23 protein-coding genes and 1 riboswitch are annotated in these 26,999 nt (G+C 63.0%); of the genes, 11 read left to right on the top strand and 12 right to left on the bottom strand.

All coding sequences use genetic code 11. From position 1 onward, the window contains the following. The first annotated feature begins 33 nt into the window (after positions 1-33). The 7 genes from AC3WLT_RS12265 (at position 34) to AC3WLT_RS12235 (ending at position 8,709) form a co-directional block, all read left to right on the top strand. Entirely contained in the window at positions 34-1,383 is a 1,350-nt protein-coding gene (locus AC3WLT_RS12265; protein ID WP_492592021.1) for an NAD(P)-dependent oxidoreductase, read from the top strand. A 116-nt stretch (positions 1,384-1,499) separates the two neighbouring features. Beyond that, positions 1,500-2,849 (top strand): NAD-dependent dihydropyrimidine dehydrogenase subunit PreA, encoded by a 1,350-nt coding sequence (preA, locus tag AC3WLT_RS12260; protein ID WP_492592020.1) that lies wholly within the window; start codon positions 1,500-1,502, stop codon positions 2,847-2,849. Positions 2,850-2,966: 117 nt separating this feature from the next. Further along, entirely contained in the window at positions 2,967-4,478 is a 1,512-nt protein-coding gene (locus AC3WLT_RS12255) for an NCS1 family nucleobase:cation symporter-1 (protein ID WP_492592019.1), read from the top strand. Between the two features lie 193 nt (positions 4,479-4,671). After that, a complete protein-coding gene (gene hydA, locus AC3WLT_RS12250; protein WP_492592018.1) occupies positions 4,672-6,123 on the top strand; it encodes a dihydropyrimidinase in 1,452 nt (483 codons plus the stop codon). Positions 6,124-6,459: 336 nt separating this feature from the next. Further along, the gene (locus AC3WLT_RS12245) at positions 6,460-7,242 is read left to right on the top strand and encodes an amino acid ABC transporter substrate-binding protein (RefSeq protein WP_492592017.1); all 783 of its coding nucleotides are present in this window, start codon (positions 6,460-6,462) and stop codon (positions 7,240-7,242) included. A 22-nt stretch (positions 7,243-7,264) separates the two neighbouring features. Continuing rightward, positions 7,265-7,942 (top strand): amino acid ABC transporter permease, encoded by a 678-nt coding sequence (locus tag AC3WLT_RS12240; RefSeq protein WP_492592016.1) that lies wholly within the window; start codon positions 7,265-7,267, stop codon positions 7,940-7,942. Next, on the top strand, positions 7,942-8,709 hold the full coding sequence (locus AC3WLT_RS12235) for an amino acid ABC transporter ATP-binding protein (RefSeq protein ID WP_492592015.1): 768 nt from the start codon (positions 7,942-7,944) through the stop codon (positions 8,707-8,709). Before AC3WLT_RS12240 ends, AC3WLT_RS12235 begins: the two co-directional genes overlap by 1 nt. 49 nt (positions 8,710-8,758) lie before the next feature. Here the strand turns inward: AC3WLT_RS12235 and leuA are convergent, their stop codons facing one another. After that, positions 8,759-10,477, bottom strand: coding sequence for a 2-isopropylmalate synthase (leuA, locus tag AC3WLT_RS12230; RefSeq protein WP_492592014.1), 1,719 nt, complete (start codon positions 10,475-10,477; stop codon positions 8,759-8,761). Between the two features lie 262 nt (positions 10,478-10,739). After that, complete coding sequence (locus AC3WLT_RS12225; protein ID WP_492592013.1) at positions 10,740-11,609, bottom strand: class I SAM-dependent methyltransferase; 870 nt, start codon at positions 11,607-11,609, stop codon at positions 10,740-10,742. A 174-nt stretch (positions 11,610-11,783) separates the two neighbouring features. Here AC3WLT_RS12225 and AC3WLT_RS12220 point away from each other — a divergent pair, with 174 nt between their 5' ends. Then, positions 11,784-12,395: a hypothetical protein gene (locus AC3WLT_RS12220; RefSeq protein ID WP_492592012.1), complete on the top strand. Its 612-nt coding sequence runs from the start codon at positions 11,784-11,786 to the stop codon at positions 12,393-12,395. A 122-nt stretch (positions 12,396-12,517) separates the two neighbouring features. On the opposite strand, the gene AC3WLT_RS12215 is transcribed toward AC3WLT_RS12220, so the two are convergent. The 3 genes from AC3WLT_RS12215 to AC3WLT_RS12205 form a co-directional block, all read right to left on the bottom strand. Then, positions 12,518-14,389 carry a glycosyl transferase family 1 gene (locus tag AC3WLT_RS12215; protein ID WP_492592011.1) on the bottom strand — a complete coding sequence of 624 codons (1,872 nt, stop codon included), beginning with the start codon at positions 14,387-14,389 and terminating at the stop codon, positions 12,518-12,520. Positions 14,390-14,543: 154 nt separating this feature from the next. Continuing rightward, a complete protein-coding gene (locus tag AC3WLT_RS12210; protein ID WP_492592010.1) occupies positions 14,544-15,827 on the bottom strand; it encodes a DUF3443 domain-containing protein in 1,284 nt (427 codons plus the stop codon). A gap of 49 nt (positions 15,828-15,876) precedes the next feature. Then, on the bottom strand, positions 15,877-16,344 hold the full coding sequence (locus tag AC3WLT_RS12205; RefSeq protein ID WP_492592009.1) for a DUF2844 domain-containing protein: 468 nt from the start codon (positions 16,342-16,344) through the stop codon (positions 15,877-15,879). A gap of 564 nt (positions 16,345-16,908) precedes the next feature. Between AC3WLT_RS12205 and bamC the strand changes: the two genes are divergently transcribed. Both bamC and AC3WLT_RS12195 read left to right on the top strand, forming a co-directional pair. Further along, positions 16,909-18,141, top strand: a complete 1,233-nt coding sequence (bamC, locus tag AC3WLT_RS12200) for an NlpB/DapX family lipoprotein (RefSeq protein ID WP_492592008.1) — start codon at positions 16,909-16,911, stop codon at positions 18,139-18,141. 202 nt (positions 18,142-18,343) lie between these two features. Then, a complete protein-coding gene (locus tag AC3WLT_RS12195) occupies positions 18,344-18,496 on the top strand; it encodes a hypothetical protein (protein WP_492592007.1) in 153 nt (50 codons plus the stop codon). A gap of 96 nt (positions 18,497-18,592) precedes the next feature. On the opposite strand, the gene AC3WLT_RS12190 is transcribed toward AC3WLT_RS12195, so the two are convergent. The 6 genes from AC3WLT_RS12190 to AC3WLT_RS12165 form a co-directional block, all read right to left on the bottom strand. Further along, positions 18,593-19,519 carry a DMT family transporter gene (locus AC3WLT_RS12190; protein WP_492592006.1) on the bottom strand — a complete coding sequence of 309 codons (927 nt, stop codon included), beginning with the start codon at positions 19,517-19,519 and terminating at the stop codon, positions 18,593-18,595. Between the two features lie 369 nt (positions 19,520-19,888). Next, on the bottom strand, positions 19,889-21,487 hold the full coding sequence (locus AC3WLT_RS12185; protein ID WP_492592005.1) for an L-lactate permease: 1,599 nt from the start codon (positions 21,485-21,487) through the stop codon (positions 19,889-19,891). 199 nt (positions 21,488-21,686) lie between these two features. Further along, a complete protein-coding gene (locus AC3WLT_RS12180; protein WP_492592004.1) occupies positions 21,687-22,151 on the bottom strand; it encodes a hypothetical protein in 465 nt (154 codons plus the stop codon). A gap of 229 nt (positions 22,152-22,380) precedes the next feature. Continuing rightward, positions 22,381-22,593, bottom strand: a complete 213-nt coding sequence (locus AC3WLT_RS12175) for a YMGG-like glycine zipper-containing protein (RefSeq protein ID WP_115105211.1) — start codon at positions 22,591-22,593, stop codon at positions 22,381-22,383. Between the two features lie 295 nt (positions 22,594-22,888). After that, positions 22,889-24,820 carry a phosphomethylpyrimidine synthase ThiC gene (gene thiC, locus AC3WLT_RS12170; RefSeq protein WP_492592003.1) on the bottom strand — a complete coding sequence of 644 codons (1,932 nt, stop codon included), beginning with the start codon at positions 24,818-24,820 and terminating at the stop codon, positions 22,889-22,891. A 244-nt stretch (positions 24,821-25,064) separates the two neighbouring features. Beyond that, a riboswitch (TPP riboswitch) is annotated at positions 25,065-25,183 on the bottom strand. Positions 25,184-25,373: 190 nt separating this feature from the next. Beyond that, on the bottom strand, positions 25,374-25,784 hold the full coding sequence (locus tag AC3WLT_RS12165) for a GreA/GreB family elongation factor (RefSeq protein ID WP_492592002.1): 411 nt from the start codon (positions 25,782-25,784) through the stop codon (positions 25,374-25,376). A gap of 530 nt (positions 25,785-26,314) precedes the next feature. Here AC3WLT_RS12165 and AC3WLT_RS12160 point away from each other — a divergent pair. Beyond that, complete coding sequence (locus AC3WLT_RS12160) at positions 26,315-26,791, top strand: hypothetical protein (RefSeq protein ID WP_492592001.1); 477 nt, start codon at positions 26,315-26,317, stop codon at positions 26,789-26,791. A gap of 28 nt (positions 26,792-26,819) precedes the next feature. Here the strand turns inward: AC3WLT_RS12160 and AC3WLT_RS12155 are convergent. After that, on the bottom strand, positions 26,820-26,999 hold a 180-nt coding region (locus AC3WLT_RS12155; RefSeq protein ID WP_492592000.1), incomplete at its 5' end, for a hypothetical protein.

Raw genomic sequence — 26,999 nt, 5'->3', positions numbered from 1 at the left:
CGGCTACGTCCTCACATCGACGAAGGAACGTGTATGGCCATCAAGCAAACCGGCGACATTGCCGCTCAGCGCCTGTCGCCCGATCAGCTCTCGTGCGAGTTCGCCGACATCGCGCCGTTGCTCGACGCGAGCGCCGCGGCCGCGGCCGCGAGCCGTTGTCACTACTGTTACGACGCGCCCTGCGTGCAGGCGTGTCCGACGCAAATCGACATTCCAGGCTTCATTCGCAAGATCAGCAACGGCAATCTGAAAGGCGCGGCCGTCGACATTCTGTCGGCTAATCCAATGGGCGGCATGTGTGCGCGCGTTTGCCCGACCGAAATTCTTTGCGAAGGCGCTTGCGTGCGCAACCATCAGGACGCGAAGCCGGTGGCGATCGGCGCGCTGCAACGTCATGCGACCGATTGGGCGATGGCGCGCGGCGAGGTGCTGTTCAAGCGTGCGGCCGACACGGGCCGGCATGTCGCCGTGGTCGGCGCGGGGCCGGCGGGACTCGCTTGTGCGCAGCGCCTCGCGCTGGCAGGCCACTCCGTGACCGTGTATGACGCCCACGAAAAGGCGGGTGGTCTCAACGAATACGGCATCGCCGCTTATAAAACCGTGGATGATTTTGCGCAGCGCGAAGTGGAATGGCTGTGCTCGGTCGGTGGCATCGAAATCAAAAACGGCGTGGCGTTAGGACGTGACGTGAGCCTCGACACGCTGCGCCACGAACATGACGCGGTGTTTCTCGCGATCGGCCTCAGCGGCGTGCGCGCGTTGGCAATGGAAGGCGAGGACCTGAGCGGCGTGATGAACGCAGTGGATTTCATCGAACAGGTGCGCACCGCAAGGGATGTCGGCACGGTGCCGGTGGGGCGGCGCGTCGTCGTGATCGGCGGCGGCAATACGGCCGTGGATGCGGCGGTGCAGAGCCACAAGCTTGGTGCGACGTCGGTGGCGATGGTGTATAGGCGCGGCGTCGAGTCGATGAGCGCGACGTGGGCCGAGCGTGAATTCGCGCAGACCAACGGCGTCACGCTCATTACGCATGCGAAACCGACGCGTTTGCTGGGCGTTGGCGGCGTGGTAACGGGCGTCGAATTCGAACGCACGTCGGGCGAGGGCAATCAGGAACGCTTCGTGATTGAAGCCGACATGGTGCTCAAGGCGATCGGCCAGATGCTGGTGCCGATCGGCATCGAGCGCGAGCTTTTGACATTGGATGGCAACCGCATCGCGGTCGATGCAAATGGGCAAACCTCGTTGCCGGATGTGTGGGCAGGCGGCGATTGCGCGGCTACCGGCGCCGTCGATCTCACGGTGCAAGCGGTGCAGGACGGCAAGGTCGCCGCGGCCGCGATCGACGCTTTGTTCGCCCGCACGGCCGTCAAAGCCGCTTAGTTGGCACTTAGTTGGCACTGGGTTGGCACTTAGCTGGCACTTGGTTGGCTCAATAAGGGGCCAACAAGCTCACCGCCGCACCCAGACAAAAAACAGCAGTCCCCAAGGAGCCGAACATGGCCGATCTGCGCTGTACGATTGCCGGCATTACGTCGCCGAACCCTTTCTGGCTCGCTTCCGCGCCGCCGACCGACAAAGCCTATAACGTGAACCGCGCGTTCGAAGCGGGCTGGGGCGGCGTGGTGTGGAAGACGCTGGGTCTCGACCCGCATGTGGTGAATGTCAGCTCGCGCTACGGCGCGGTGCAATGGAACGGTCAGCGCATCGCCGGGCTGAACAACATCGAGCTGATCACCGACCGTCCGCTCGACATCAACCTGCGCGAAATCACGCAAGTCAAACGCGACTGGCCGGACCGAGCGCTGATCGTCTCGCTGATGGTGCCGTGCAACGAGCGCGACTGGAAATGGATCTTGCCGCTCGTCGAGGACACCGGCGCGGATGCGGTCGAGCTGAATTTCGGCTGTCCGCACGGCATGAGCGAACGCGGCATGGGCGCGGCGGTCGGGCAGGTGCCCGAGTATGTCGAGATGGTCACGCGCTGGGTCAAGGAAGGCACGAAGCTGCCGTGCCTTGTGAAGCTCACGCCGAATATCAGCGACATTCGCCTCGGTTCGCGTGCAGCCTATAAAGGCGGCGCGGACGGCGTGTCGCTGATCAACACGATCAACTCGATCGTCGCCGTCGACCTCGACGCGATGTCGCCCTTGCCGATGGTCGACGGCAAAGGCACGCACGGCGGCTATTGCGGCCCGGCGGTGAAGCCGATCGCGCTGAACATGGTCGCCGAAATCGCGCGCGACGTGGAAACGCCGAATCTGCCGATCTCCGGCATCGGCGGTATTTCGAGCTGGCGCGATGCCGCTGAATTCATGGTGCTCGGCGCGGGTAGCGTACAGGTCTGCACGGCGGCAATGCACTACGGTTTCCGGATCGTTGCCGATCTCGCCGACGGCCTGTCGAACTGGATGGACGAAAAAGGCTACGCGACGCTCGACGATATTCGCGGCCGCGCGGTGCCGAACGTCACCGACTGGAAGTATCTGAACCTCAAATACGACATCAAGGCGCGCATCGATCAGGACAAGTGCATCCAGTGCGGCCTGTGCCACATCGCCTGCGAAGACACCGCGCACCAGGCGATCATGAAAGAAAAAGATGGCGTCCGGCATTTTGAAGTGATGGACTCCGAATGTGTCGGCTGCAATCTGTGCATGCACGTGTGCCCCGTCGAAGAATGCATCACGATGGAGCGCGTGGACAACGGCGAGTATGCGAACTGGACCACGCATCCGAACAATCCGTCGCGCGTGACTGCCGGCGAGAGCGGAACGTCAGAAATCGCGGAAACGGCGGACGCTGCCGTGCAGGCACAGGCTGATGCGGCAGCGGCGAAAGCAGCCTGAAACATGAAGTCCCTATAAAAACAACGATGCGTTTGTACTGAACCCTTGTTTCCCCCCAAAGGCCTGACGCGCCACCAGAAGATGCGCGGGCCTCAACGATCCAGTGGAGATCTTTCGATGAAGCAGACAGCGCAACCCGCCGAACCGCACTTTGCGGCCGGCGCGCAGGGCAGCAGTCTTTATAACGACGACCTCGCGCCGACCGGCGTCGCGCAGCGCACATGGAAGTGGTATCACTTCGCCGCGCTCTGGGTGGGGATGGTGATGAACATCGCGTCGTACATGCTCGCCGCCGGTTTGACGGAAGAGGGCATGTCGCCGTGGCAGGCAGTGCTGACCGTATTGCTCGGCAATCTGATCGTGCTGGTGCCGATGCTGCTGATCGGCCATGCGGGCGCGAAGCACGGCATTCCGTATGCGGTGCTGGTGCGCTCGTCGTTCGGCACGCAAGGCGCCAAACTGCCGGCCATGCTGCGGGCGATCGTCGCGTGCGGCTGGTATGGCATTCAGACGTGGCTCGGCGGCAGCGCGATCTATACGCTGCTGAACATTCTCACCGGCAACGCGCTGCACGGCGCGGCGCTGCCGGTTCTCGACATCTCGCTCGCGCAGCTGGTGTGCTTTCTCGTCTTCTGGGCGTTGCAGATCTACTTCATCGTGCACGGCACCGATTCGATCCGCTGGCTCGAAAGCTGGTCCGCGCCGATCAAGATCGTGATGTGCATCGCGCTGGTGTGGTGGGCGACCTCGAAAGCGGGCGGCCTTGGCACGATGCTGTCGGCGCCGTCGCAGTTCGTCGCCGGCGGCAAAAAGGAAGGGCTCTTCTGGGCGACGTTCTGGCCGGGGCTCACGGCGATGGTCGGCTTCTGGGCCACGCTTGCACTGAATATTCCGGACTTCACGCGCTTTGCCCGATCGCAGCGTGACCAGGTCGTCGGCCAGTCGATCGGCTTGCCGGTGCCGATGGCGCTGCTCTCGGTGATTTCGGTGGTGGTGACGTCGGCGACCGTCGTGATCTACGGCAAGGCGATCTGGGACCCGATCGATCTGACGAGCCGCATGACCGGCATCGGCGTCGGCCTCGCGCTGCTCATCCTGACGCTCGATACGATGTCCTGCAATCTCGCGGCAAACCTGGTCGGCCCTGCCTACGATTTCTCCAGCCTGTGGCCGAAGGGCATTTCGTATCGCACGGGCGGCATGATTACCGCCACGATCGCCATCGTGATGATGCCGTGGAAGATTCTCGCCACCACGCAAGGCTATATCTTCACGTGGCTGGTCGGCTACTCGGCGTTGCTCGGGCCGGTGGCGGGTATTCTGATGGTCGATTACTTCCTGATTCGCGGCACCCGGCTCGATGCGCGCGAACTGTTCGACGAAAACGGCGAGTACAGCTACACGGGCGGCTGGAATATCGGCGCGGTGATCGCGTTGCTGGTCGGCGTTCTGCCGAATCTGCCGGGTTTCCTGCATACCGCATTTCCGGCAGCGTTTCCGAATGTGCCGGCGTTCTTCAATACGCTCTATACGTATGCGTGGTTTGTCGGCCTCGCGTTGGCTTCGATCGTATATAGCGCGTGGATGAAGTTCAGCAAGGGACCGAGTGCGCGAGTGGCGAACGCGTGAACCGGCTTTGAAGCAGGCTTGTGAAGCAGGCCTATGAAGCAGGCCTATGAAGCAGGCCTATGAAGCAGGCCCATGAAGCAGGCCCACGAAGCAGGCCCACGAAGCAGGCCCATGAAGCAGGCCCATGAAGCAGACTCATGAAGCAGATGAAATACGTAACACCGAAACCAGTAGTTGATAAGGAGGCGGCAACATGACGACCCTGATTCGCGGCGGCACAGTCATCGACGCGGAGCGCACCTATCGTGCGGACGTGTTGTGTGCGGACCCGCAAGACGGCGGCACGATCCTGCAAATCGGCGCGGACCTGGAGGCGCCGGCGGGCGCCACGATCGTCGATGCAGGCGGGCAGTACGTGATGCCCGGCGGCATCGATCCGCACACGCATATGGAATTGCCGTTCATGGGCACCACGGCCAGCGACGATTTCTATACCGGCACGGCGGCGGGCTTATCCGGCGGCACGACCAGCATCATCGATTTCGTGATTCCGAGCCCGAAGCAACCGTTGATGGACGCCTTCAGGGAATGGCGCGGCTGGGCTGAAAAAGCCTCGGCGGATTACGGCTTTCATGTGGCGGTAACGTGGTGGGACGACTCGGTCTATCGCGACATGGGCACGCTGGTGCACGAACACGGCGTGTCGAGCTTCAAGCACTTCATGGCCTACAAGAACGCGATCATGGCCGACGACGAAGTGCTGGTGAACAGCTTCTCGCGTTCGCTCGAGCTCGGCGCGCTGCCCACCGTTCATGCGGAAAACGGCGAACTGGTGTTCCAGTTGCAGCGTCAGTTGCTGGCGAAAGGCTTTAAAGGTCCGGAGGCGCATCCGTTGTCCCGGCCGCCGGAAGTGGAAGGCGAGGCGGCCAATCGCGCGATCCGTATCGCGCAAGTGCTGGGCGTGCCGGTGTATATCGTCCACGTATCGGCCAAGGACGCGGTCGATGCCATCGCGCGAGCCCGCAGTGAAGGCCTGCGCGTATTCGGCGAAGTGCTGCCGGGCCACCTGGTGGTCGACGAAGCGGTGTATCGCGATCCCGACTGGACCCGGGCGGCGGCGCACGTGATGAGCCCGCCGTTCCGTTCCGCCGAGCATCGCGAGGCATTGTGGCGCGGCCTGCAAGCGGGGCAGTTGCACACCACGGCGACCGACCACTGCGTGTTCTGCGCGTCGCAGAAGGCAATGGGCCGCGAGGACTTCACGAAGATCCCGAACGGTTGTGGCGGCGTCGAAGACCGGATGGCGGTGCTCTGGCATCACGGCGTGAACTCGGGGCGTCTCACGCCGAACGAATTCGTGCGTATCACCTCGACCAACGCCGCGCAGATCTTCAATCTGTATCCGCGTAAAGGCGCGGTACAGGTCGGCGCGGATGCCGATCTGGTGGTGTGGGATCCGGCGGCGAGCAAAACCATTTCGGTGAATACGCATCACCAGAAGGTCGACTTCAATGTGTTCGAAGGGATGACGGTGCAGGGCGTGGCGATGCATACGCTGACGCGCGGCGCGCTGGCGTGGACCGATGGCGAGTTGCGGGCGGTGCGCGGCGCTGGGCGTTATCTGAAGCGGCCGCCGAATCCGGCTTACTTCGATGCGATCCGGGTGGCCAACAAGCTTAAGGAGCCGCAGCCGGTGGAACGGTAAGCGGTTTGCAATCAGGCGGGCGGCCTCTCGCGCCGCCCGGTTTTCAACGCCGCGCGTTCGCCGCGGCGGCACGCCTCTCGCGTTTTCCCCGATGGCGCCCGGCACGTGTCCGTGTTGCGATGCATGCCGCACCTGTCTCATCTGTTGTAAAGTCGATTTCCACGCCGCATCAGATGCCTTGGCTGTCCGCTTGGCACCCAAGCGCATATTGATCGGAAACCTGATCCTTTGTAAAAACACGGACCGTTTGCTACAGTCCGCCGGGCTCGATGGCCGGCGGGAAGAGCCGTACACAAGACCACGCAACCGACATAGCAAACTTTACGGAGCCACCAGATGAAGTCGATTCGTTCCATTCTGCTGATTGCGCTGCTGCAAGCGGTGAGCGTGAGCTCTGCATTCGCCGCCGACGAACTCGCGCAGATCAAATCCGCCGGCGTGTTCAAGATCGGCACCGAGGGCACCTATGCGCCGTTCACGTATCACGATGAATCCGGCAAGCTGACCGGCTTCGACGTGGAGATCGGCACGGCGATCGCGCAGCGTCTCGGCGTCAAGCCGGAGTTCGTCGAAGGCAAGTGGGACGGCCTGATCGCCGGCCTCGACGTGAACCGCTACGACGCGGTGATCAACGAAGTCGCGGTGACCGACGCGCGCAAGGCCAAGTACGATTTCTCGGACCCGTACATCACGTCGCACGCGGCGCTGATCGTGCGCTCGGACAACAACACGATCAAGACCTTCGACGACCTGAAGGGCAAGAAGTCGGCCAATACGCTGACCAGCAACTTCGGCAAGATCGCGGCGGCGCACGGTGCGGAAGTGGTCCCCGTGCAGGGCTTTAACGAATCGATCGATCTGCTGACCTCGGGCCGGGTGGAGGCGACCGTCAACGATTCGCTGTCGTTCCTCGACTTCAAGAAGCACAAGCCGGACGCGAAGGTGAAGATCGCCGCGCTCGATACGTCCTCCGACAGCAGCGACAAGTCCGCCGTGCTCATTCGCAAGGGCAATCCGGAGTTGCAGGCGGCGATCAACAAGGCGCTCGCCGACATCAGGAAAGACGGCACCTACGGGAAGATCTCGCAGAAGTACTTCGGCAAAGACGTTTCCCAATAAGCGTCACGTGCGAGTCTGAATCATGCCGGCCTGGTTGCATCTGATGGCGCAGTCGCTGTGGCCCCTGCTGTACGCGGGGCTCGTGTTCACCGTGCCGCTCACGCTGGCATCGTTCGCGATCGGGCTTGCGCTCGCGTTCATCATCGCGCTGGTCCGGCTGTTCGGACCGCCGTCGGCGGTGGCGATCGTGCGCTTCTACGTATGGCTGTTTCGCGGCTCGCCGCTGCTGGTACAGCTGTTCGTGATCTTCTACGGACTGCCCAACGTAGGCATCGTGCTCGATCCGCTGACGGCGGCGATCATCGGTTTTTCGCTGAACGTCGGCGCGTACAACTCCGAAGTGATTCGCGGCGTGATCGAATCGATTCCGAAAGGGCAGTGGGAGGCGGCGTATTCGATGGGGATGACGCGTGCGCAGGCGCTGCGTCGCGCAATCCTGCCGCAAGCGGCGCGGGTTGCGCTGCCGCCGTTGTCGAATTCGTTCATTGCGCTGGTGAAGGACACTTCGTTAGCCGCCGTGCTGACCGTGCCCGAAGTCTTCCAGGCCGCGCAGCGGATTGCGTCGGTGACCTATGAACCGCTGATTCTCTATACCGAGGCGGCACTGGTTTATCTGGTGTTCAGTTCGGTGTTGTCGTCGGCGCAAGTCAGGCTCGAGCGCAAGTTCGGCCGTCACGCACTTTTCCAGGCAGGCAACTGATGATCCGGCTGGAGAAAATCGACAAGTATTTCAGCGGCCACCGGGTGCTCAATTCGGTGGACTTGCATCTGGCGCAGGGCAACGTCACCGCGTTGATCGGCCCATCGGGCAGTGGCAAGAGCACGCTGCTGCGCTGCGTGAATCTGCTGGAAATTCCCGAGGCCGGCACGCTCGAGCTCGGCGATCAGCGGCTCGAATTCAGCCGCGAGTACAAGCCATCGCGCGAGGCGGTGCTGACGATCCGCCGCCGCACCGGCATGGTGTTTCAGAACTTCCAGCTGTTTCCGCACCTGACCGTGCGGCAGAACGTGATGGAAGGCCTGTTGACCGTGCTGAAGTGGGACAAGGAAAAAGCCCATGCACGGGCGGACGAATTGCTGGAGAAGGTCGGCATCGCGCACAAAGCGGACGTGTGGCCCGCGACGCTGTCTGGCGGACAGCAGCAACGCGTGGCGATTGCGCGAGCGTTGGCGCCGTCGCCGGAAGTGCTGTTGTGCGACGAGCCGACCTCGGCTCTGGACCCCGGCCTCGCTGCGGAAGTGGTGGAGGTACTCAAGCAACTCGCCAGGGAAGGCATGACGATGCTGATGGCGACACACGACCTGCGGCTCGCCGCGACGATTGCGCGCGACGTGGTGTTCCTGAATAACGGCGTCGTGGTGGAGGCGGGAGCGTCGCGCGATGTCTTCATGAGTCCGCGTGAAGAGGAAACGGCGCGTTTCGTTTCGACGCTCACGCACAGCTTGCCGGACGAGTGGACCCGATAGGGTAAAGGGGGGCGTCGAAACGCCCCCCATCAGAACAAAGACCGCTGGATCAAACCGCTTCCTGAGCAACTTCCCCATTCAAAGCCACTTCGAAAAACCGCTCCCGCGCAGCAGCATCACACCGTGTGTACGCACGATTGACTCCGCTAATAACCGCCCGAATAGAAGCGGTCACCAGATTTGCATCGACCCCAACCCCAAACGCGCTACCCGCGACATCGGCACCAGCCATCTCAGCAACGGCGATAGCCCGAGCATCGGCACCCTGACCCAAAGCCCGCTCTTCATAGTGCTGAATTCGCACAGGCACACCCATCGCATGCATCAACGCATCGAGAGGACCGTTCCCTTCACCGCTCAAGACGCGCCGCGAGCCATCGATCTCGACCGAGAGCTTGATATGTTCACGATCGCCGCGCTCGGACAGACTATGCCCGACATACCGCACGGGCGAATCGTTCCGAACATACTCCTGCTGGAACAGCTCCCAAATCTGTGAGGGCGTGACTTCCTGCCCACTGTCGTCGGTATAGCGTTGCACGGCGGAGCTGAAATCGACCTGCAGGCGCCGCGGCAACACGACCCCGTAACCCTGCTCGAGCAGGTACGCGATGCCGCCCTTGCCGGACTGGCTATTTACGCGAATGACCGAATCGTAGGTTCGCCCAAGATCGCTGGGATCGATCGGCAGATAAGGCACTTCCCAGATCGTATCGGGTTGTTGGGCAGTAAAGCCCTTCTTGATGGCGTCCTGATGCGAGCCGGAGAACGCGGTGAACACCAGATCGCCGACATACGGATGACGCGGATGCACCGGCAACTGCGTGCATTCCTCGGCGGTGCGCGCGACTTCGTTGATGTTCGAAAAGTCGAGACCAGGATCGACACCCTGCGTGTACAGATTCAATGCGAGCGTCACGAGGTCCACGTTGCCGGTCCGCTCGCCATTGCCGAACAGGCATCCTTCGATACGATCGGCGCCGGCCATCACCGCGAGCTCGGCGGCGGCCACCGCGGTACCGCGGTCGTTATGCGGATGGACGGACACGATCAGCGAATCCCGTCGCGCGAGATTGCGGTGCATCCATTCGATCTGATCCGCGTACACATTCGGCGTCGACATTTCCACGGTCGCGGGCAAGTTGACGATCGCTTTGTGCTCAGGCGTCGGCTGCCAGATATCGAATACCGCATCGCATACTTCCTTCGCGAATTCGAGCTCGGTGCCGCTGAACACTTCCGGGCTGTATTGGAACGTGAAGTGCGTTTCAGGCGTGGCATCGGCGAGACGCTTCATGGTGCGCGCGGCATCTTGCGCAAGCGTCTTCACGCCGCTCATTTCCAGGCCGAACACGATGCGCCGGAACTCAGGCGCAGTCGCGTTGTACAGGTGAACGATGGCGCGCGGCACGCCACGCAGCGATTCGAAAGTGCGTTCGATCAGATCGTCGCGCGCCTGCGTCAAGACTTCGATGGTGACGTCGTCGGGAATATGGCCGCCTTCAATCAGTTCGCGCACGAAATTGAAGTCGGTCTGCGAGGCCGACGGAAACGCAACTTCGATTTCCTTGAAACCGATCTGCACCAGCGTCTTGAACATGCGCATTTTGCGCTCTGCGTTCATCGGCTCGAACAGGGACTGGTTGCCGTCGCGCAGGTCGGTGCTCATCCAGATTGGCGGGCGCGTGATGGTGCGCGACGGCCACTGGCGGTCCGTCAAATTGACGGGTTTGAACGATCGATATTTGAGAGCAGGGTTTTTCAACATTTTCGTCATCCTGGGTTTCGACAAGCTGGTAGTCGACCGGACGACGAAAAGACAAAAGCATAGCCGCCGGTCTGGAACCGGGGCTGGGTCAGTTACTGGGAAATTGAGCGGTGCTTCGGGTGTTTCAGATGGAAGCGCGCAGCAGCAGACCTAGCCCGGTAGAGCGGGCTAGTAGTAGCGATAGGAGGGTCTGGGCGCGGTACATAGTGCGCAATAGGACCACATTATTGGGATCGCGTCAAGCGCCGAGCCAGATCGCCCGTTACTTCGGTTTCACGAACCGCAAGGTCATGCGATCCGATTCGCCGATCGCCGCGTATTTCGCCCGATCGACGTCGCTGCCCTCGTACGTGGGCGGCAGCGACCACACGCCGTCCGGGTAATTTTTGGTGTCGCGCGGATTGCTGTTTACTTCGCTCTTGCCGAGCAATTCGAAGCCCGCCGCGCGCGCATGTTCGATCACGTAGGTTTCGGTCACGTAGCCGGTGTCGATGGTCTGCTGCAACGAGGTGCCTGGCGCCGCGCGATGCTCTTCGACGCCGAGGATGCCGCCCGGCTTCAGCGCCGCGTAGAAGGCGCGCAGATTCGCGTCGATCTGGCCGTCCTTGATCCAGTTGTGGATATTGCGGAACGTCAGCACCTGATCGACGCTGCCATCCGCCGGAAACCCGCTGAACTGGCCCGCGCGCAGCGTGCCGACCACCACGTTGCCGTAGACGGCGGGCGTGGCCGCCAGCTTGCGCGCGAACGCCGCCCGTCCCGCCTGTTCTTCCTGCGCCGCCGACGCGAGCGGGCTGTCGTATTGCGCTTCGTATAGCTTGCCGTGGTCGCGCAGATAGGGCGCGAGGATGTCCGTGTACCAGCCGCCGCCCGGCGCGATTTCGAGCACGCTCTGCGACGGCGCGACCCCGAAGAATTGCAGCGTTTCCTTCGGATGACGGTACACGTCGCGTGCGCGGGCGGCGTCGCTGCGCTGCGGCCCGGCAATAGCTGCGTCGAGCGAAACAGGATCGGGCGCGGCTGAAGACGGCGATGCTGTCGGTGCGGCGCATGCTGCCAGCAGCAGCGCGGCGCTCAATGCCGTGAGCGTGCGACGCCGCATGCGGGTTTGGGGAGTGGAGTGGGCGTTCATGATCCTCATTATCGGACGCGTTCGGGCCGGAAAGAAATCGGGAATCGCTATAACGATATGCTTCAGATGCCGAACCCAATCCCTGCGCAGTGCCCTGCTGTCCCGCGCCGGTGCCGGTGCCGGTCGGCGAGCCCGTAAGCTACAATTGCCGACGGCCTGAAAAACGGAACATCAATGAAGATTCGGATTCTCTCTATCGCCTGCGTCACGACCGCTGCCGCGCTGCTGGCCGCCTGCACGGCCGTCTACAAGAACTCGGATGCGTGCGAGCAGTTGATGCGAAGCAAGCTGGCTGAAACGTCGTCGGATACGCTGAAGATCGCCCATACGGGCGCCGGCATCGACGGCTCGCGGGTGGTCGTCGAAGGGGCGATCGAGCATGTGATGACGGCTTCGGAAGTCGCGGCAGCCTCGGCAGCGTCCGCGACTGCGGCCGCTTCCACCGCTTCCACCGCTTCCACCGCTTCCACCGCTTCCACCGCTTCCACCGCACAGGTGGCGCATGCGCCTCACGCGGCGTCGTCGGGCGCGCTAGCGGCTTCTGCGGCGGCTGCTGTTTCCGGTGCTTCGGGTGTTGCGGGGGCATCGGCGAGCGTTGCCGCGTCGGCGGCTTCCCCCTCCGGGGCCGAAGCGGTCTCGCTCAAACCCGCCAAGCCGAAGAAGGTCGTCAAGGCGGCGGCCGCCGAGTGCACGTTCCACGGTTCGGCGCTGAGCGTATTCAGCTGGCTGGCGCCGGCTTCGCTGGCTACGCCGTCTGATGAAGGCGCCAGCGAAGCTGCCGAATAGTGCTTCCCGCCGCGCTCAATGCTGCTCCTGGTGTTTCGCGCAGTGCTCAGCTTATTGCGCAGTTCAGTGCTCAGTTCAGTGCTCAGCGAGCACGGCCGGATCTGACCAGTTCCGGATAAACCTCAAGCCGCCGCCTCCACACGGCGGCTTTTGTTTTCGCGCACCAGTTTCAGCACGCTTTCGCCGAACGCCTGCGGCTGTCCTTCGAAGCAGCGCTCCACGGCCCGCGTATCGATCAGGCGCCGGCGCAACGCGGTGCGTTCATCATGCTCGTCGATCATCCGCACGGCCGCGGCGATGTAAGCCTCGACGCTGCCGGCGGTGGTCCACGACGGCATGCCCACGCGCTCGAATAGCGCGCCGTCGATCCGCTCGAACACTTCCGGCCCGCGCTTGCAGACACCGGGCAAGCCAAGCGTGAGCGCATCGACGATACCGTTGGTATTGCCGAACGGAAACGGGCTGAGGAACAGATCGGACTGATTGACGCGCGCCAGATAGGCTGCGTAATCGTGAAAACCATGCACGACGGCGCCCGGCAGCGCGCGTTCGACAACGTCGCGGATCCGGTCGAACGGCAGACCGGAGGGCACGCCGGTCATGAAGTGAAACTCGATGGACGTTGCGGCGCGCGTGCCGATCTCGCGGCAAGCATCGAGAAAGCCGGGGGTGAGCTTCATCGCGCTGGCGGTCACGATCACCTGGAGCGTGTCGCGCCGCGCCGGCGTCCGCGCGACGATATCGGGCAGCGCAAGCGATGCCCGATATGGCTGGCCGTCCTTCGGCAGTTTCATCAGGCGTTCGCTGAAGCAGGCGGGATCGCCGACATAGTCTTCCTCCACGCTGATGTAGTCGATCTTGTCGGAGTGCGTGGTGGCGGGGTGGCCGAGCCCCGCGATCTGCAACGGTGCAACGCGCAGGTTCGACATGAACACCGTCAGCACGAACATCCCGACGCTGGGCATATACAGCACGTCCGGCTGTTCGGCCTCGGCAAAGTCGCGAATCGTTTTCAGGCATTCGCCGACATAGTCCGGCTGCTCGAGCTCGATGAAGCGGTCGAAGACCGCCCGCCCGGCGTCGTCGAGCGCATAGCCGAAGCCGAAGCCCACCACCTCGAAATGCTCGCGCGCCGCTTCGAGCGTGCGCGAGTGCGTGCGATAGATCGAGTGCGCGCCGCTGAACCACTCCAGCACGACGACCATCAGCGGCTTCTTGCCGCGCCGCGCGCGCGCCCCGGCAGGCGTCTGCTTCGGCGCGGGCAGGTCGGTCAGGCCCAGTTGCGTCAGCTTGCGGCGCACCAGCACATTGATGTCCCGTTTGATCGCATGCCGCTGCGGCGTGTCGGCGTAGCTGCAGAACATGTATGCGTTGTGCAGCAAGGCGGTTGGCAGGGCGTCGAGGTCGTCGATTTGTTGCAGCTTGCCCGGCAGCCATTCCAGTAGTGCTTCGCGCTTGCCGTGCGCGCTCGCCGAACCCTTGAAGACCGGCGCCAGCAAGACGAGGGCGAGGCAGGCGGCAATGGTTTTGTCGTACGCCCAGAGCGCGGCGAAGTCGAGTTCCAGTTCGGATTCGGTCGAATAGAGCACGCACAGCTTCTCGATAAAGCTGTCCCCGGGCAGAAACTGTGTGTCCGCCTGACCACGGGGATTCAGATGGCAGGCGACATGGTCGGTGTTGCCGAACGCTGTGGTGGAGAACAGCAGGCCCATCCATTCATGCAGCGTGAGAAGCAATCTGACGCACTCGGCAGACGGCTGGAAATCCGGGTCGGCGAACAACGTGGAAACCGCGCTCGCGAGACGCGTGCAGAAGCGCTTGCGTTGCTCGTGGGGAAGCAGGTCGATCATGCCTGAAGCGCTGAAGCTGCCGTCCAGCTCGCCGCGCTTACCCTGAAGAAGCGCCAGCCCGGCGATCAGCTGGGCCGAGGCCTGTGCATACTGTTGCGTATAGACGAGTTGCTCGAAGCGGTCGAGCGCAAAGGTGAATTCCATCGTTTGAATATTTTAAGATATGCATGGCTAACTAAATCGAGAAGAAGTTAGCCGGAATCGCCGATTATCGCAGCCGCTATGCGTCAAATTTGTCAGCGCAACGATTTTGAGAATTTTCTGCGCCGGCGAATTCCGCATGTCCGTCGTCCTGAGCTCAGAACGCGTAAAAGGGACCAGGCCCGGCCGACGTGACGCGCGCCGCGATCGCCGTGTAGACGCGCCGTCCGAAAAAGAACGGCAGGCCCCAGCCGAAGCTGTTGCTGGCAATCCCGGCCAGATCGTTGAACGCGTCATTCGACGAAGCGAACAGCGCGCGCGAATTGCCGACCGCAAACGACACCGTGCTCGACGCGCCGTCGGTGCCCATCATCGCGGCGCTCGCTGTTTGCGTCGAACTCGGGCAGTACCAGTAGCCGCATTGCGGAAACTGGGTGCTGGCGAAAAACAGCCCGTTCGAGCCGCTGTCGACATAGCTTTGTGAATAAGTCTGGCCGGCGCTGGCGGTGCGCACATAGCCCGTCTGCGGATTCGCCTTGACGACGGTTGCGCCGCCGAGCGTGTTGTTCGCCTGGGTGCCGATGCCGAAGATCATCGAACCCGACACGCTGGCCGCGCCGCTGTCGGCGATCGCCGGCAGGTCGATGATGACGCCGTTGTTGTCCAGCGCGAAGCGGCTGACCGGATTGGCGACTTGCTGCGCAAGGGCTTGCGTGCTGGCGATACAGGCGCCGCCGGCGTCGCAGCGGTAGTACCAGCGCGGCAACGCCGCATCGACGCAGCCGCTGCCGCAGTCGGCCGCGAACAGGCCGACGCCGAGAATGCCGTTGGCGCGCAGGCTGTTCGTCGTCAGCATCGCCGGTCCTGAGCCTGCGCAGTCAGTCGGCACGCTCGGCAGCGCGGAGTCGGCGATCAGCTGGATCGGGATCGAGGCGGCCAGCTGACCCGCCATGCGGACATCAGCACTGCGCACCGAGCCCCACGCGTAACCGCCGCCGAACACAGCGCACTCGCCGACGATGCCGCTGCCCGACGCGACAGCGGCGAGCTGCACGCTGGCCGGCAGCGCCGACGCGAGGATCCGCAAGCCGTGCGAGCCGGTATCGACCTGAATGTTGTCGATCGTCGCGCAATTGCCGGTGCCGGGCTGGCAGACGGTGACGCTGGTCGTCAGCATATTGCGCGTCAGGCCCGGCGCGGCGCTGACCGTGATCGGCTGGACGTTGGGTGTGGTCGACTGCGGCACGGAGATGGATGGGCCGGCTACGGCTGTTCCGGATCCAGGCGAGGCAGGATCCGCGGCAGCCGGTGCGCTCGCGGCGCTGGCAGGGTTGGCCGGGTTGGCCGCGGTCGAGGCGGCCTGGGTGCTGCCACCGCCGCCGCAACCCGCTAGTGCGGCGCAAATCAGGGGCAAGGCGTGGAGATGAACGGAGGTCTTCATGGCATCCTCGTGACGTCTCTTTCTGGCGTCTCTCTGTCGAGTTTGCTGGTCAGCGGAAGTCGTCGGGTGTGACGCCGGCCGGCAGGGCTGCCGGCAGCCACGCGCGTCCGGCATAGCCGCGCATCGGCCCGCCGGATTCAACGATCACGTCCGGACGGACCACCCGCGAGGTGTGCAGGTTGCCGCCCGCCGTCAAGGCGGCGCCCGCGCGGTAGGAGTCGGCGTACTTTCCCAGTAGCGCGCGCAGATCGGGCATGGTCGGACCCTGCCAGGTGTAAGCGACGATCTGGCCAGTGCTCGACGCGTATTCGGTGACCGTGGTATTGCCCGTATCGGTCAGCGTGCGCATGCGCAGCGCGCCGTTCAGCAGGGTTTGCGGCGCGCTCCATGCAGCCGCTGGATCTGCCTGGCCGGGCATCGTGCCGCCCAGTTCGGCGCGCGCATCGGCTCCGCCGAGTAGCAGAACAAGCAGCAGCGTCGAGGCGGTGACGGTGGGCCGGAAAAAAGGATTTGGCATGGCTTTGTGCTCCGCAGGTGGTCCGCGGATTTTTATCAGGATGGCCAATTCAAGATAGCACTGAGGATTCTTGACCTTTGTAGGACGGGACAGGCACCGTTTTCCGTAATCTCAAAATAGATGCGCCGAGAGGACGGGAAAAGTCTTTCAAAACAATGATCTGACGAATTTGTAGGGGATGCCTGACAGTCAAGCGGGAAGTGTTGTGAACTGTTAAATTTCGCTGCTTGATGAAGCAGGAGAGGAGGCGGAGGAGGAGATAGCAGAGATGGCAGGGATGGCAGGGATGGCAGGGATGGCAGAGATGGCAGAGATGGCAGCAGAAGAGCAGCAAACGAACCACCCGGCAACGCCCGGCGCCGGCCGTTCCGGGGTACCGGCGAGGTCACCGGCCCGGGCGGTCTGGCGGCTTGCCGGCAAGCCATTAGCGCGTGCATTTCGCTAGTCGCACAGTATCCAATTCGCGGGCAAACCCCTCTTTTTGCACATGTGTCGCCGGGATCGGTAAAATGTTGGGTTGATCCACGGAAACTTGCCGTGGCGTAGCGGAAGGATTCCCCGAACATGACTGATCTTCGTCTTACCAAGCGGTTTGCAGTAATGCTGATGGCAGGCGGGCTGGTCGCCGGCTGCGGCACGTCGTCGCCGACCAAAATCGACTACAAGAGCGACTCGAAATCGAAGCAGGTGTCACTCGCCGTACCGCCGAACATGATCGATGAGACGTCCGATCAGCGTTCGTTGCCCCCGCAAGGCGGCGAAACCTCGTTGTCCACGCTCAAGCAGGTGCAGGCGCAAGCGCCGGTCGCCAACAGCGTAACCGTCGTGCCGCCCGTCACTGGCATGCATATCCAGCGTGACGGCACCGAAAGCTGGCTGGTGATCGACAACAAGGCGCCCGACCAGGCGTGGGCGCAGATCCGCCGCTTCTGGCAGGAACAGGGCTTCCTGCTGGTGGTCGACCAGCGCGACAAGGGCGTGATGGAAACCGACTGGAACGAAACTCACGCGCAGATCAACGACGGCCTGATCCGCAGCACGCTGTCGAAGGCGATGGGCAACAGCTACGTGAGCTCGGAGCGTAACAAATACCGTACGCGTCTCGAAGCGGCGCCGAACGGCGGCACTTACGTGTTCATCAGCCAGAAAGGCTTGCGCGAAGCGCTCACCGGCCCGAACAACGATTCGAGCAAGTGGGAACCGAAGCCGAACGATCCCGGCCTCGAACAGGAATATTTGAAGCGCCTGATGGCGGCGCTGGCGCTCGCCGATTCGCGCACCGGGTCGGGCGATACGCGAAGCGGCGAGCTGTCGCCGGCCGGCGCGCAAACCGCGCCGAATGCGGCCACGGCGGGGGCTAAGTCGGCGGCTGCGGCCACCGCGGCTCAAAACGTCGCGCTGTCGGCGCAGCAGCCGTTGCCGGACGCAGACTCGGCGAATACCGCGGCGCAGTTCTCCTCCACCGAATTGACGCTCGGCGAGCCGTATGACCGTGCGTGGCTGCGCGTGGGCCTTGCGCTCGATCGCAGCAACTTCACCGTCGACGATCGCGACCTCAACCGGGGGCTGTACTTCGTGCGCTACGTCGATCCGAAGGATATGAGCTCGGCCGAGCAGGGCTTCTGGAGCCAGGTATTTCACGGCAAGAAAGAAAAGGTCGCCAAGCAGTATCGCGTGAACGTGCGCGCGGTGACGCCGGACCAGACGCGTGTGGCCGTGGTCGACGAAAACGGCCAGATCGACCAGAGCGCGCCGGCCAGGCAGATCATGAGTCTGATGGTCGACCAGCTGCGCTGAATGAAGTCGTAGTACGCAGAAACGCAGTCTGAAAACCCGCCCGGAATGCAAATCGGGCGGGTTTTTTTTATGCCTCTCGCTATTTCTCGCTATTGAGCACGGCGGTGTTCGTTGCTGCGCACGCGTTTTGCTTCCGCGCAGGAACACCGGTACCAACCGGATACCAACGCGAAATCAACGCGGATACCTGCGGGAGTTGGCCATGTTCGACGTGATCCCTTACTGGATCTGGGCTGCGAGCTGGCTCGTCCTCGCGCTCGTGTGCGGAGCCGCTTTGGCGCTGTGGGAACCGTGGCGGCCGACCGGCCTGCGGATGCGGCATACGTCGCAGCGTACGAAATGGCCGGTGCCTTGAATCAAGGCGGTTTAAAGGCGGTTCTGGCGCTTGAAGCAAGGCCTCGCAGCTGCTGCGTGTGAGGTGGCGATGTCGAGGACATCGCCCAAGCGGAGTTCAGGTGTCGGCGCGGCGCGTTCCGAGCCACGGCAGCCGTTTGATCACCCCGGTGGCGAGCGCGGTGCCGACCAGGATCACGCCGCAGCCTTCCAGCATGCCGGGCGACACGCTTTCGCCGAGAAACAGCGCGCCCCACAGAATGCCGAAGATCGGAATCACGAAGGTCACTGTGATTGCACGCGCCGGCCCGGCCACCGCGATCAGATGGAAGAACAGCATATACGCGACGCCGGTGCACGCGACACCCAGCGCGATCACGGCGCCCCACGCATGCAGCGAGATCGGCGTGGCCGGCCAGTAGATCACGGCGAGCGGCAGCAAAACGATGGTGGCGCCGGTCATCGTGCCGGTCGCGACGGTCAATGCGTCGACGCCGGTCAGGTGCCGTTTCGTGTAATTGGCGGCGATGCCATACAGCAGCGTGGCGCCGAGCGCGGCGCCGGCCGCGAGCGCGGTTGTCAGCGGCGTGGCGGCCGAGCCGTTCGGCGCGGCAATCTGATCCCACACCAGCATCAATACGCCGAGAAAGCCGATCACGAGACCTAGCGTGCGCAGCGCGCTCAGGCGATCGCGCAGCCATAAGAAGCCGACGAGCGCGCCCCACAGCGGCGTGGTTGCATTGATCACCGAGGTGACGCCGGCCGACAGCGTCAACTCCGCATAGGCGAAGAGACAGAAGGGCGCCGCCGAATTCAGGATGCCGACCACCAGCAGCGGAAAGGCCCGCGTGCGCAGCGTCGCGGCCGACTGGCGCAGCGGCCGTCGCGCGATCAGCACGATCGCAAGGAAGGCCGCGCCGATGCCGACACGCAGCGCCATCAGCGGCGCGACGCCGAAGTCGGTCACGCCGACGCGGATAAACAGAAACGACGCGCCCCATAGGGCGGCAAGGATCAGCAACTGCAACAGGTTTTTAGCATTCATTGTGGTGGCGCCGCGCGCGGTTGAGTCGGGACGCCAGCGCATCGTAGCAGCGCAATCGCCCGAAACGTTTCAGGCTGGAATGAAATGGCAAGATCCGGGAGAGGAGAGGCGTCTGATAGCGTGATCGTAAGCGCTGCCGGTGCGCTCGCAAAACGAGTAATTCTCACGCTGATGTGAGAAAAATTGCGATGAAAATGGCGCGATGCAGCCGGCGAAGCCGGTGCGATGGGGCAGGCGGTGGGCGCACGTGAATTTTATTGCGGCAGCGCAGCAGTTGCGCAAGCCTCCGTGAGCGGGGCAGACATGGCGCCCAACACCAGACGGGCGCACCGTCCGAATTGCGCGCCCGCCGATAAACCCGCTCCGCATTCAGTGCGGAATCATCCCTTGCAAGACGTTTTGTTGCAGCCAGACGAGCACGCCGAGTATCACCGTCAACAGAATCGAATGCTTGAAGGTCTTCGCGAACACGACGCCTTCTTTGCCCTTGAGGTCGGTGGTCGCTACGCCTGTCGAGATGTTTTGCGGCGAGATCATTTTGCCCATTACGCCGCCGGACGAGTTGGTCGCCGCCATCAGGATCGGGTTGAGGTTCAGCTGGTTGGCGGCTACCACCTGCAGATTGCCGAACAGTGCGTTGCCCGACGTATCGCTGCCGGACAGGAACACCGCGACCCAGCCGAGGAAGGCTGACACCAGCGGAAAGAACGGTCCGACCGACGCGACGCCCAGGCCGAGCGTGTAGTTGAGGCCCGAGTAGTTCATCAGATACGCAAGCCCCACGATGGTCGCCACCGTCAGGATGGCGATGCGCGTCTGGACCCAGGTGTCGACGATCGCCGCGCCGAATTCGCGCGCGCCGAGTCCCACCACGAACGACGTGATGATGGCGGCCACTAGAATCGCCGTGCCGGTGCCAAGCGGCTGGAAGTCCCACACTGCGCTGTACGGCGTGTTGTACAGCGTGATGAAGACGGCCTTGTCGAGTCCCGGCCACGGCACCTTGACGTCGCCGATCAGAAAGACCTTCGCGATGGTCCAGACGATCACCACCACCGACACGATGATCCACGGATACCAGCCCTGGCCGCCGCCGATCTTGCCGCGCACCTCGCCGACGCGGTCGATGTTGACGGCGAATTGCGGATCGGCGACGGGTTTCCAGAGGCGCAGGAACGCGATCGTCACGATCAGCGACACCAGCGACGACAACACGTCGGTCAGGCTGTAGTTCACGTAGTTCGACGCGACGAATTGCGTCAGCGCGAAGCTCGCGCCCGACACCAGCAGCACCGGCCACACGCGCAGCATGTTGCGAAAGCCCGCATACATGCCGATCACGTAGAACGGCAGCAGGAGCGCGAAGAACGGCAGCTGGCGGCCGACCATCTTGGCGAGCGAGTCGGCCGGCAGGTGCGTGACCGCGCCGAGCACCGTGATCGGCACCCCCAGCGCGCCGAACGCGACCGGCGCCGTGTTGAAGATCAGCGTGAAGGTGAGCGCCTCGAGCGTCGGAAAACCGAGCAGGATCAGCAGCGAACTGGTGATCGCGACCGGCGTGCCGAAGCCGGAGATGCCTTCGAGCAGCGCGCCGAACGAAAAGCCGACCACCACCAGCACGACGCGCCGGTCGTTCGGCAGGTTGTCGATCATCCACATGCGGAACGCCGCGAAGCGGCCCGAGCGCTGCGCGATGTTGTAGAGCAGGATCGCCGCGAACACGATCCACATGACCGGCCAGCAGGCGAACACCGCGCCCGCCACCACCGAATCGACCGCGAGCTTGACTGGGAACTGCCAGACGAAAATCGCCACAATCAAGCCGACGATCAGGCCGGCGAGCGATGCCTGCCACGCCGGCCGGCGGGCCCAGCCTAGCAACAGCAGCACGACGATGATCGGCAATGCGGCGACGAGGAACGACGGCAGTAGCGAATTGCCGACGGGCGTGAGTAGTTGGTGAAACATCGCGTCTCCTTCGTTGTTATTCGAACTCGACGCGGGACTACGCACTACCGGGCGCGTCGCTCTGGTGTGACGGATGGGCGTCGGCGGCGCGTGTGAAATGCGCCGGGGCGCTTATTTAAACGGGTACTGCGTGTGGCAATCCCAAGCATAGAGCCCGGGCGCGGCGCGTCAAGAAGGGAAACTACCGGCGAAGCGCGCTTCAGTGATGGCGGCCGTGGCCGCCCCCGTGGCCACCCCACCAATAGCCGAAGCCGATCGACAGGGACGGTCCATACCAGCCGGGATAGCCGTAGTAAGCCGGATACACGGGCGGCGGATAGTAGGCGGGGTAGATCGGCGCGACGTAGACGGGTGGCGGTTGGGCGACCACGTAGGCCGGCGGCGCGTACTGCGAATCGGCTTGCGCCTGCTGTGCAGATTGAGCCTGTTGTTGTGCGGTCGAACCGTCGGGTCCAACCGGTACTTCGCGCTGAGCCGCATCGGCTGGCACGGTAGCGTAGTACGGGTAATAGTCCGGATAGTAGCCGTATGGGTAATAGCACCCAGACAGCGTGAGAATGGAAAGCGCGCCGGTCAGCGCAATTCCTGTTTGTGAAATGCGCGGTACGCCGCGGGGGAGCCGCTGGCTCATCGCGCTGAGGGTATTGATGACGCGGGACTTCATGACGCGCTCCTGTTTGCATCGGACGCCCTCATCCGGGTGTCATGCCATGAGCTTACGCCGCGGTCGCCCGCGCAGGATTGCAAAACCGTAACGGCTTATTTCACGTCATTGCACAGCGTGCCCGAAACGGCGGGCCATCATGCCGCGGCACGTGAAGTGCCGCCGCCTCAGTCATTCGCGAGCCGCAGCTATGGGCGCGGCTCGCTTTGAGTCGCTCGCTTCGAGTCGTTTACTTGCCGACCTGATTGCCGATAATGCCGCCGGCTGCTGCGCCGCCGAGAGTCGATAGCGCATTGCCGCCGATCGCGGCACCCGCCACGCCGCCGACACCCGCGCCGATTGCGGTATCGCGTTGCCGCGTAGTCATGCCGTCACACGCCGAAAGACTCGCCACGACAGCGACGATCGCCGCGAACGTACCGATTTGTCGGATCGATTTCATGATGCCTACTCCAGTGGTCAGTGGTTATTCGGAACAGGACACGCTTGCGCCGTCCGTTTATTTGATCTTATCGCCGCAGCCGGTATCCAGATGTGTGCGCTTGTCAGCGGACTGTCGGTTTCGTAATCAAATGTTTCCGATGGAGCAGCATGCGGCGTGCCCGCTCGCGCAGAAACGCTGCAGAAACGCAAAAGCCCGCCAGTGGCGGGCTTCGACGCTGCAACGCAGTAGTTCCAGATCAGGTAGTTCAGGCGGCCCGGCAGCGGGCGCGCAAAACGCGCCCGCCCTACGAACCTTACTGCCGCTGATAAATCTCGGCGCCTTTCTTCATGAACTCGATCGACTTCACTTCCATGCCTTTCTTCAGCGCTTCGTCGTCGGAGACGCCTTGTTGCGCTGCGAATTCGCGCACGTCCTGGGTGATCTTCATCGAGCAGAAGTGCGGGCCGCACATCGAACAGAAGTGCGCGACCTTGGCCGAATCCTTCGGCAGCGTTTCGTCGTGGAATTCGCGTGCCTTGTCCGGATCGAGACCGAGGTTGAACTGGTCTTCCCAACGGAATTCGAAACGCGCCTTCGAGAGCGCATTGTCACGCACCTGCGCGCCCGGATGGCCCTTCGCCAGGTCGGCCGCATGCGCGGCGAGCTTGTAGGTGATGATGCCGGTCTTCACGTCGTCCTTGTTCGGCAAGCCGAGGTGCTCCTTCGGCGTGACGTAGCAGAGCATGGCCGTGCCGAACCAGCCGATCATCGCCGCGCCAATGCCCGACGTGATGTGGTCGTAACCGGGGGCGATATCGGTGGTCAGCGGTCCCAGCGTATAGAACGGCGCTTCGTCGCACCATTCCAGCTGCAGGTCCATGTTTTCCTTGATCAGTTGCATCGGCACGTGGCCCGGGCCTTCGATCATCGTCTGCACGTCGTGCTTCCATGCGATCTGCGTGAGTTCGCCGAGCGTCTTCAACTCGCCGAGTTGCGCTTCATCGTTCGCATCGTAGATCGAGCCGGGACGCAGGCCGTCGCCCAGCGAAAAGGCCACGTCATACGCCTTCATGATTTCGCAGATGTCTTCGAAGTGCTCGTACAGGAAGCTTTCCTTGTGATGCGCGAGACACCACTTCGCCATGATCGAGCCGCCGCGCGAGACGATGCCGGTCATGCGCTTCGCGGTCAGCGGCACGTATTGCAGACGCACGCCCGCGTGGATCGTGAAGTAGTCGACGCCTTGTTCGGCCTGTTCGATCAGCGTGTCGCGGAAGATTTCCCACGTCAGGTCTTCCGCCTTGCCGTTGACCTTTTCCAGCGCCTGATAGATCGGCACCGTGCCGATCGGCACCGGTGAATTGCGGATGATCCACTCGCGCGTTTCGTGGATGTGCTTGCCGGTGGACAGATCCATCACCGTGTCGCCGCCCCAGCGGATCGCCCACGTCATCTTGTCGACTTCTTCGCCGATCGACGACGTCACCGCCGAGTTGCCGATGTTCGCATTCACCTTCACGAGGAAGTTGCGGCCGATGATCATCGGCTCGCTTTCCGGGTGGTTGATGTTGTTCGGGATGATCGCGCGGCCGCGGGCCACTTCTTCACGCACGAATTCCGGCGTGATTTCCGTGAGGCCGTTCGGACCGAACGCGCTTGCGCCGAACGCCTGGCCCGGATGCTGACGGCCCATCATCGCCGCGAGTTTTTCGCCGTTCGGACCGCTCGTACGCAGGCTTTCCAGATACGCGGCGCGCTGCTGATTCTCGCGAATCGCGATGTATTCCATTTCCGGCGTGATGATGCCTTTCCTCGCGTGGTGCATCTGCGAGACGTTCTTGCCGGCGACGGCGCGGCGCGGCGTGCGGTGCAAGCCCTGGAAGCGCAGTTCGGCGGTGGCCGGATCGGCGGCGCGTTCGCGGCCGTACTGGCTCGTGAGGCCATCGAGGGCTTCAGTGTCGCCGCGTTCTTCGATCCAGCGCTGACGCAGCGCCGGCAGACCCGCGCGGATGTCGATCTTCGCGTCCGGATCCGAGTAGGGGCCCGACGTGTCGTAGACGAAGACCGGCGGATTCTGCTCGCCGCCGAAGCTATCCGGCGTATCGGCCTGGGAGATTTCGCGCATCGGCACGCGGATATCGAGTCGCGAGCCGGTCACGTAGACCTTGCGGGAATTTGGCAGCGGGGCGACAGCGGCGGCATCGACGTGGGCGTCGGCGGAAAGGAACTTCGGATTGGCGTTCATGCATATCTCCTGTGTCGACCAGAGTTGACGCTTTAGCGTCTTACTCTGGTCCCATGCAATTCGTTGCGGTCGACCAGAGTTGACGCTTTAGCGTCTTACTCTGGTCCCATGCAATTCGTTGCGGTCGACCAGAGTTGGTGCTTTAGCGTCTTACTCTGGTCCCATACAAAACAATGTGGGGCCGCTAAGCAGGAGACGAGATGAATGTCGTCGGAATTCGCGAGAGATGAAACAGTAGACTTGGGTGCGAACTCCGTACGCTTCCCTGCGCTGGCATTATCCAGATCAGGTTCAAAGGGTATTTCTCACCCACGCAGCACGGACCTCCAACCTCCGTGCGACGCAGGACCCCCGCGTTAGCAGCGCACACAATACACCGGCCGGACGCTGCTTGGCAACCCGTCTAGAAATTTTGGATGGCGGATATAACGCCGCTCAGCCGTGCACTATTCTTAAGTTGATTGGGTCGTCAGACATGATGCGGTGCAACAGAGCGGCGCGCCGCTAAAGCGCGTTCGGGTTCGCGCGGGTTGGTTGACGCGGGTTGATTGATTTACCGTGTGAAATCGTCGGCGGCTTCGGGCTGAAACAGAATCTTTTCGAGCTTCAGCACTTTTTCCGTGCCGCTTGGCGGCGTGAAGCGGATGCGATCGCCGCGTTTGGCGCCGAGCAAGGCGAGGCCGGCCGGTGAAAACACGTTCAGGCGGCCATGCGCGAAGTCCGCGTCGGGCGGGTAGACGACCGTCCAGGTCATGTGCTCGCCGCTGGTTTCGTCGACTAGCGTGGCTTGCGAATTCATCGTGACGACGTTCGCCGGAATGTCGCGTGACTCGACGATGACGGCGCGTTCCAGCACGTCGCCGAGCATGTCGTGCAACCTGGCGTCGGCGCCGGGTGCGGCGGCGTGCTTTTCAAGACGGGCGACGTCGAGTTCGGTCAGGTAACAGGTTTTGGTCTTTTTCATGACGGGTTCTCCAATTCGATCTGCATGTAAGGGGACAGCGTGCGGATGAGATCGGCCCGGAGCCCGGCGACGTGGCTCCGGCGAAGGGGCGCAGCGTTCAGATCGGGCGCCGGGCGGCGAGAAGCGGGAGCGTTCGGGTCGGCTGGCCGGCGCGCTGCGGCGATACGTTCGCGCGTGCGCAACCGGTTGCGCGGCGGGGGCGCAAGCGGGTGAAGGCACGGTAGATCGGAAAACGCATCGGAATAGCCGGCAGATAAAGAGGGAGGTTCGGATGAGCGCCGGATGTAGGCGAAAACGGCGCGATCGAAAGGTGAATGTTAGCACGGGCGGGACGCCTCTTTATTCGATGCCGGGCGCGGGTGGCGCGGCGGAGGGTTTTTCGCTGCGATGGGTTCAAGGGCGTTGCGGCCCGTGCCGTTATCCCGTTGGTAGGCGAGAGGTCGCTGTCCGGTGGCGCTGGGCGACCCTTGGGGCGCTGGCGGCGCATTGACAGCGCGATGCGATTTGAGACGGCGTAAGGAGAGGTGCTGATGAAAACGAGAACAGGGCGATTCGGAGCGCTGACCGTGGTGGCCGTGATGGCGACAATGTCTGCTGCGCCGACTATGGCGACGGGTTCAAGTGGCGGGACGATCACTTTCTCCGGAGCGATTGTGGCGCCGCAGTTCGAGATTTCGGCGGCGTCGGCTGCGGGGGCGAGTGTCGGGGCGACTGGCGCGCAGCTCGCGCGGGTGGCTTCTTCAGCGGGGACGGTGACTTTCAATGCACCGTCGGGGGTGGCGTCGGGTGCTGAGGTTGCCTTGCAGGTGAACGGCGGCGCGACGGCGCGTGATGATGCGGTTGCTACGCGGTTTGTCGACGGCTCCGGGCGTGTTTTTGCCGCTGCGCGGGATGGGCATTATCGCGTGGGCCGCGATGGGGGGGTGTTGTCGTTGTCGCTATCTGCGAAGCAGAGGGCGGTGGTGGTCAAGGAGACGCGGGTGACGGTGATTGTTAGTTACGATTGATTTTCTTTTTTTGCCTGCGCGGCGCTTCTTATGGCTGTTTGCGTATGGCGTTGGTCTTGGCTTTTTTGCCTGTGCGGCGCTTTCTGGTTGTGTTTTTTCCTACGGCAGTGCCTTTCGCTGTTCTGGCTTCTTTGGCCTTTCCTTGATTTGATATTGGTTTATTAGCTTTCCCCCTGTGCGGGGGAGCACCTACTTTTCTTTGCCGGCC

It is taken from the genome of Paraburkholderia sp. FW306-2-2C-D06C, assembly GCF_058781505.1.
This window is presented reverse-complemented; position numbering and strand designations above follow the sequence as displayed.

Bases quoted from the DNA above. Each gene is read 5' to 3' on its own strand.
- AC3WLT_RS12265 (WP_492592021.1), top strand. From the start codon at position 34: ATGGCCATCAAGCAAACCGGCGACATTGCCGCTCAGCGCCTGTCGCCC.
- preA (WP_492592020.1), top strand. From the start codon at position 1,500: ATGGCCGATCTGCGCTGTACGATTGCCGGCATTACGTCGCCGAACCCT.
- AC3WLT_RS12255 (WP_492592019.1), top strand. From the start codon at position 2,967: ATGAAGCAGACAGCGCAACCCGCCGAACCGCACTTTGCGGCCGGCGCG.
- hydA (WP_492592018.1), top strand. From the start codon at position 4,672: ATGACGACCCTGATTCGCGGCGGCACAGTCATCGACGCGGAGCGCACC.
- AC3WLT_RS12245 (WP_492592017.1), top strand. From the start codon at position 6,460: ATGAAGTCGATTCGTTCCATTCTGCTGATTGCGCTGCTGCAAGCGGTG.
- AC3WLT_RS12240 (WP_492592016.1), top strand. From the start codon at position 7,265: ATGCCGGCCTGGTTGCATCTGATGGCGCAGTCGCTGTGGCCCCTGCTG.
- AC3WLT_RS12235 (WP_492592015.1), top strand. From the start codon at position 7,942: ATGATCCGGCTGGAGAAAATCGACAAGTATTTCAGCGGCCACCGGGTG.
- leuA (WP_492592014.1), bottom strand. From the start codon at position 10,477: ATGTTGAAAAACCCTGCTCTCAAATATCGATCGTTCAAACCCGTCAAT.
- AC3WLT_RS12225 (WP_492592013.1), bottom strand. From the start codon at position 11,609: ATGAACGCCCACTCCACTCCCCAAACCCGCATGCGGCGTCGCACGCTC.
- AC3WLT_RS12220 (WP_492592012.1), top strand. From the start codon at position 11,784: ATGAAGATTCGGATTCTCTCTATCGCCTGCGTCACGACCGCTGCCGCG.
- AC3WLT_RS12215 (WP_492592011.1), bottom strand. From the start codon at position 14,389: ATGGAATTCACCTTTGCGCTCGACCGCTTCGAGCAACTCGTCTATACG.
- AC3WLT_RS12210 (WP_492592010.1), bottom strand. From the start codon at position 15,827: ATGAAGACCTCCGTTCATCTCCACGCCTTGCCCCTGATTTGCGCCGCA.
- AC3WLT_RS12205 (WP_492592009.1), bottom strand. From the start codon at position 16,344: ATGCCAAATCCTTTTTTCCGGCCCACCGTCACCGCCTCGACGCTGCTG.
- bamC (WP_492592008.1), top strand. From the start codon at position 16,909: ATGACTGATCTTCGTCTTACCAAGCGGTTTGCAGTAATGCTGATGGCA.
- AC3WLT_RS12195 (WP_492592007.1), top strand. From the start codon at position 18,344: ATGTTCGACGTGATCCCTTACTGGATCTGGGCTGCGAGCTGGCTCGTC.
- AC3WLT_RS12190 (WP_492592006.1), bottom strand. From the start codon at position 19,519: ATGAATGCTAAAAACCTGTTGCAGTTGCTGATCCTTGCCGCCCTATGG.
- AC3WLT_RS12185 (WP_492592005.1), bottom strand. From the start codon at position 21,487: ATGTTTCACCAACTACTCACGCCCGTCGGCAATTCGCTACTGCCGTCG.
- AC3WLT_RS12180 (WP_492592004.1), bottom strand. From the start codon at position 22,151: ATGAAGTCCCGCGTCATCAATACCCTCAGCGCGATGAGCCAGCGGCTC.
- AC3WLT_RS12175 (WP_115105211.1), bottom strand. From the start codon at position 22,593: ATGAAATCGATCCGACAAATCGGTACGTTCGCGGCGATCGTCGCTGTC.
- thiC (WP_492592003.1), bottom strand. From the start codon at position 24,820: ATGAACGCCAATCCGAAGTTCCTTTCCGCCGACGCCCACGTCGATGCC.
- AC3WLT_RS12165 (WP_492592002.1), bottom strand. From the start codon at position 25,784: ATGAAAAAGACCAAAACCTGTTACCTGACCGAACTCGACGTCGCCCGT.
- AC3WLT_RS12160 (WP_492592001.1), top strand. From the start codon at position 26,315: ATGAAAACGAGAACAGGGCGATTCGGAGCGCTGACCGTGGTGGCCGTG.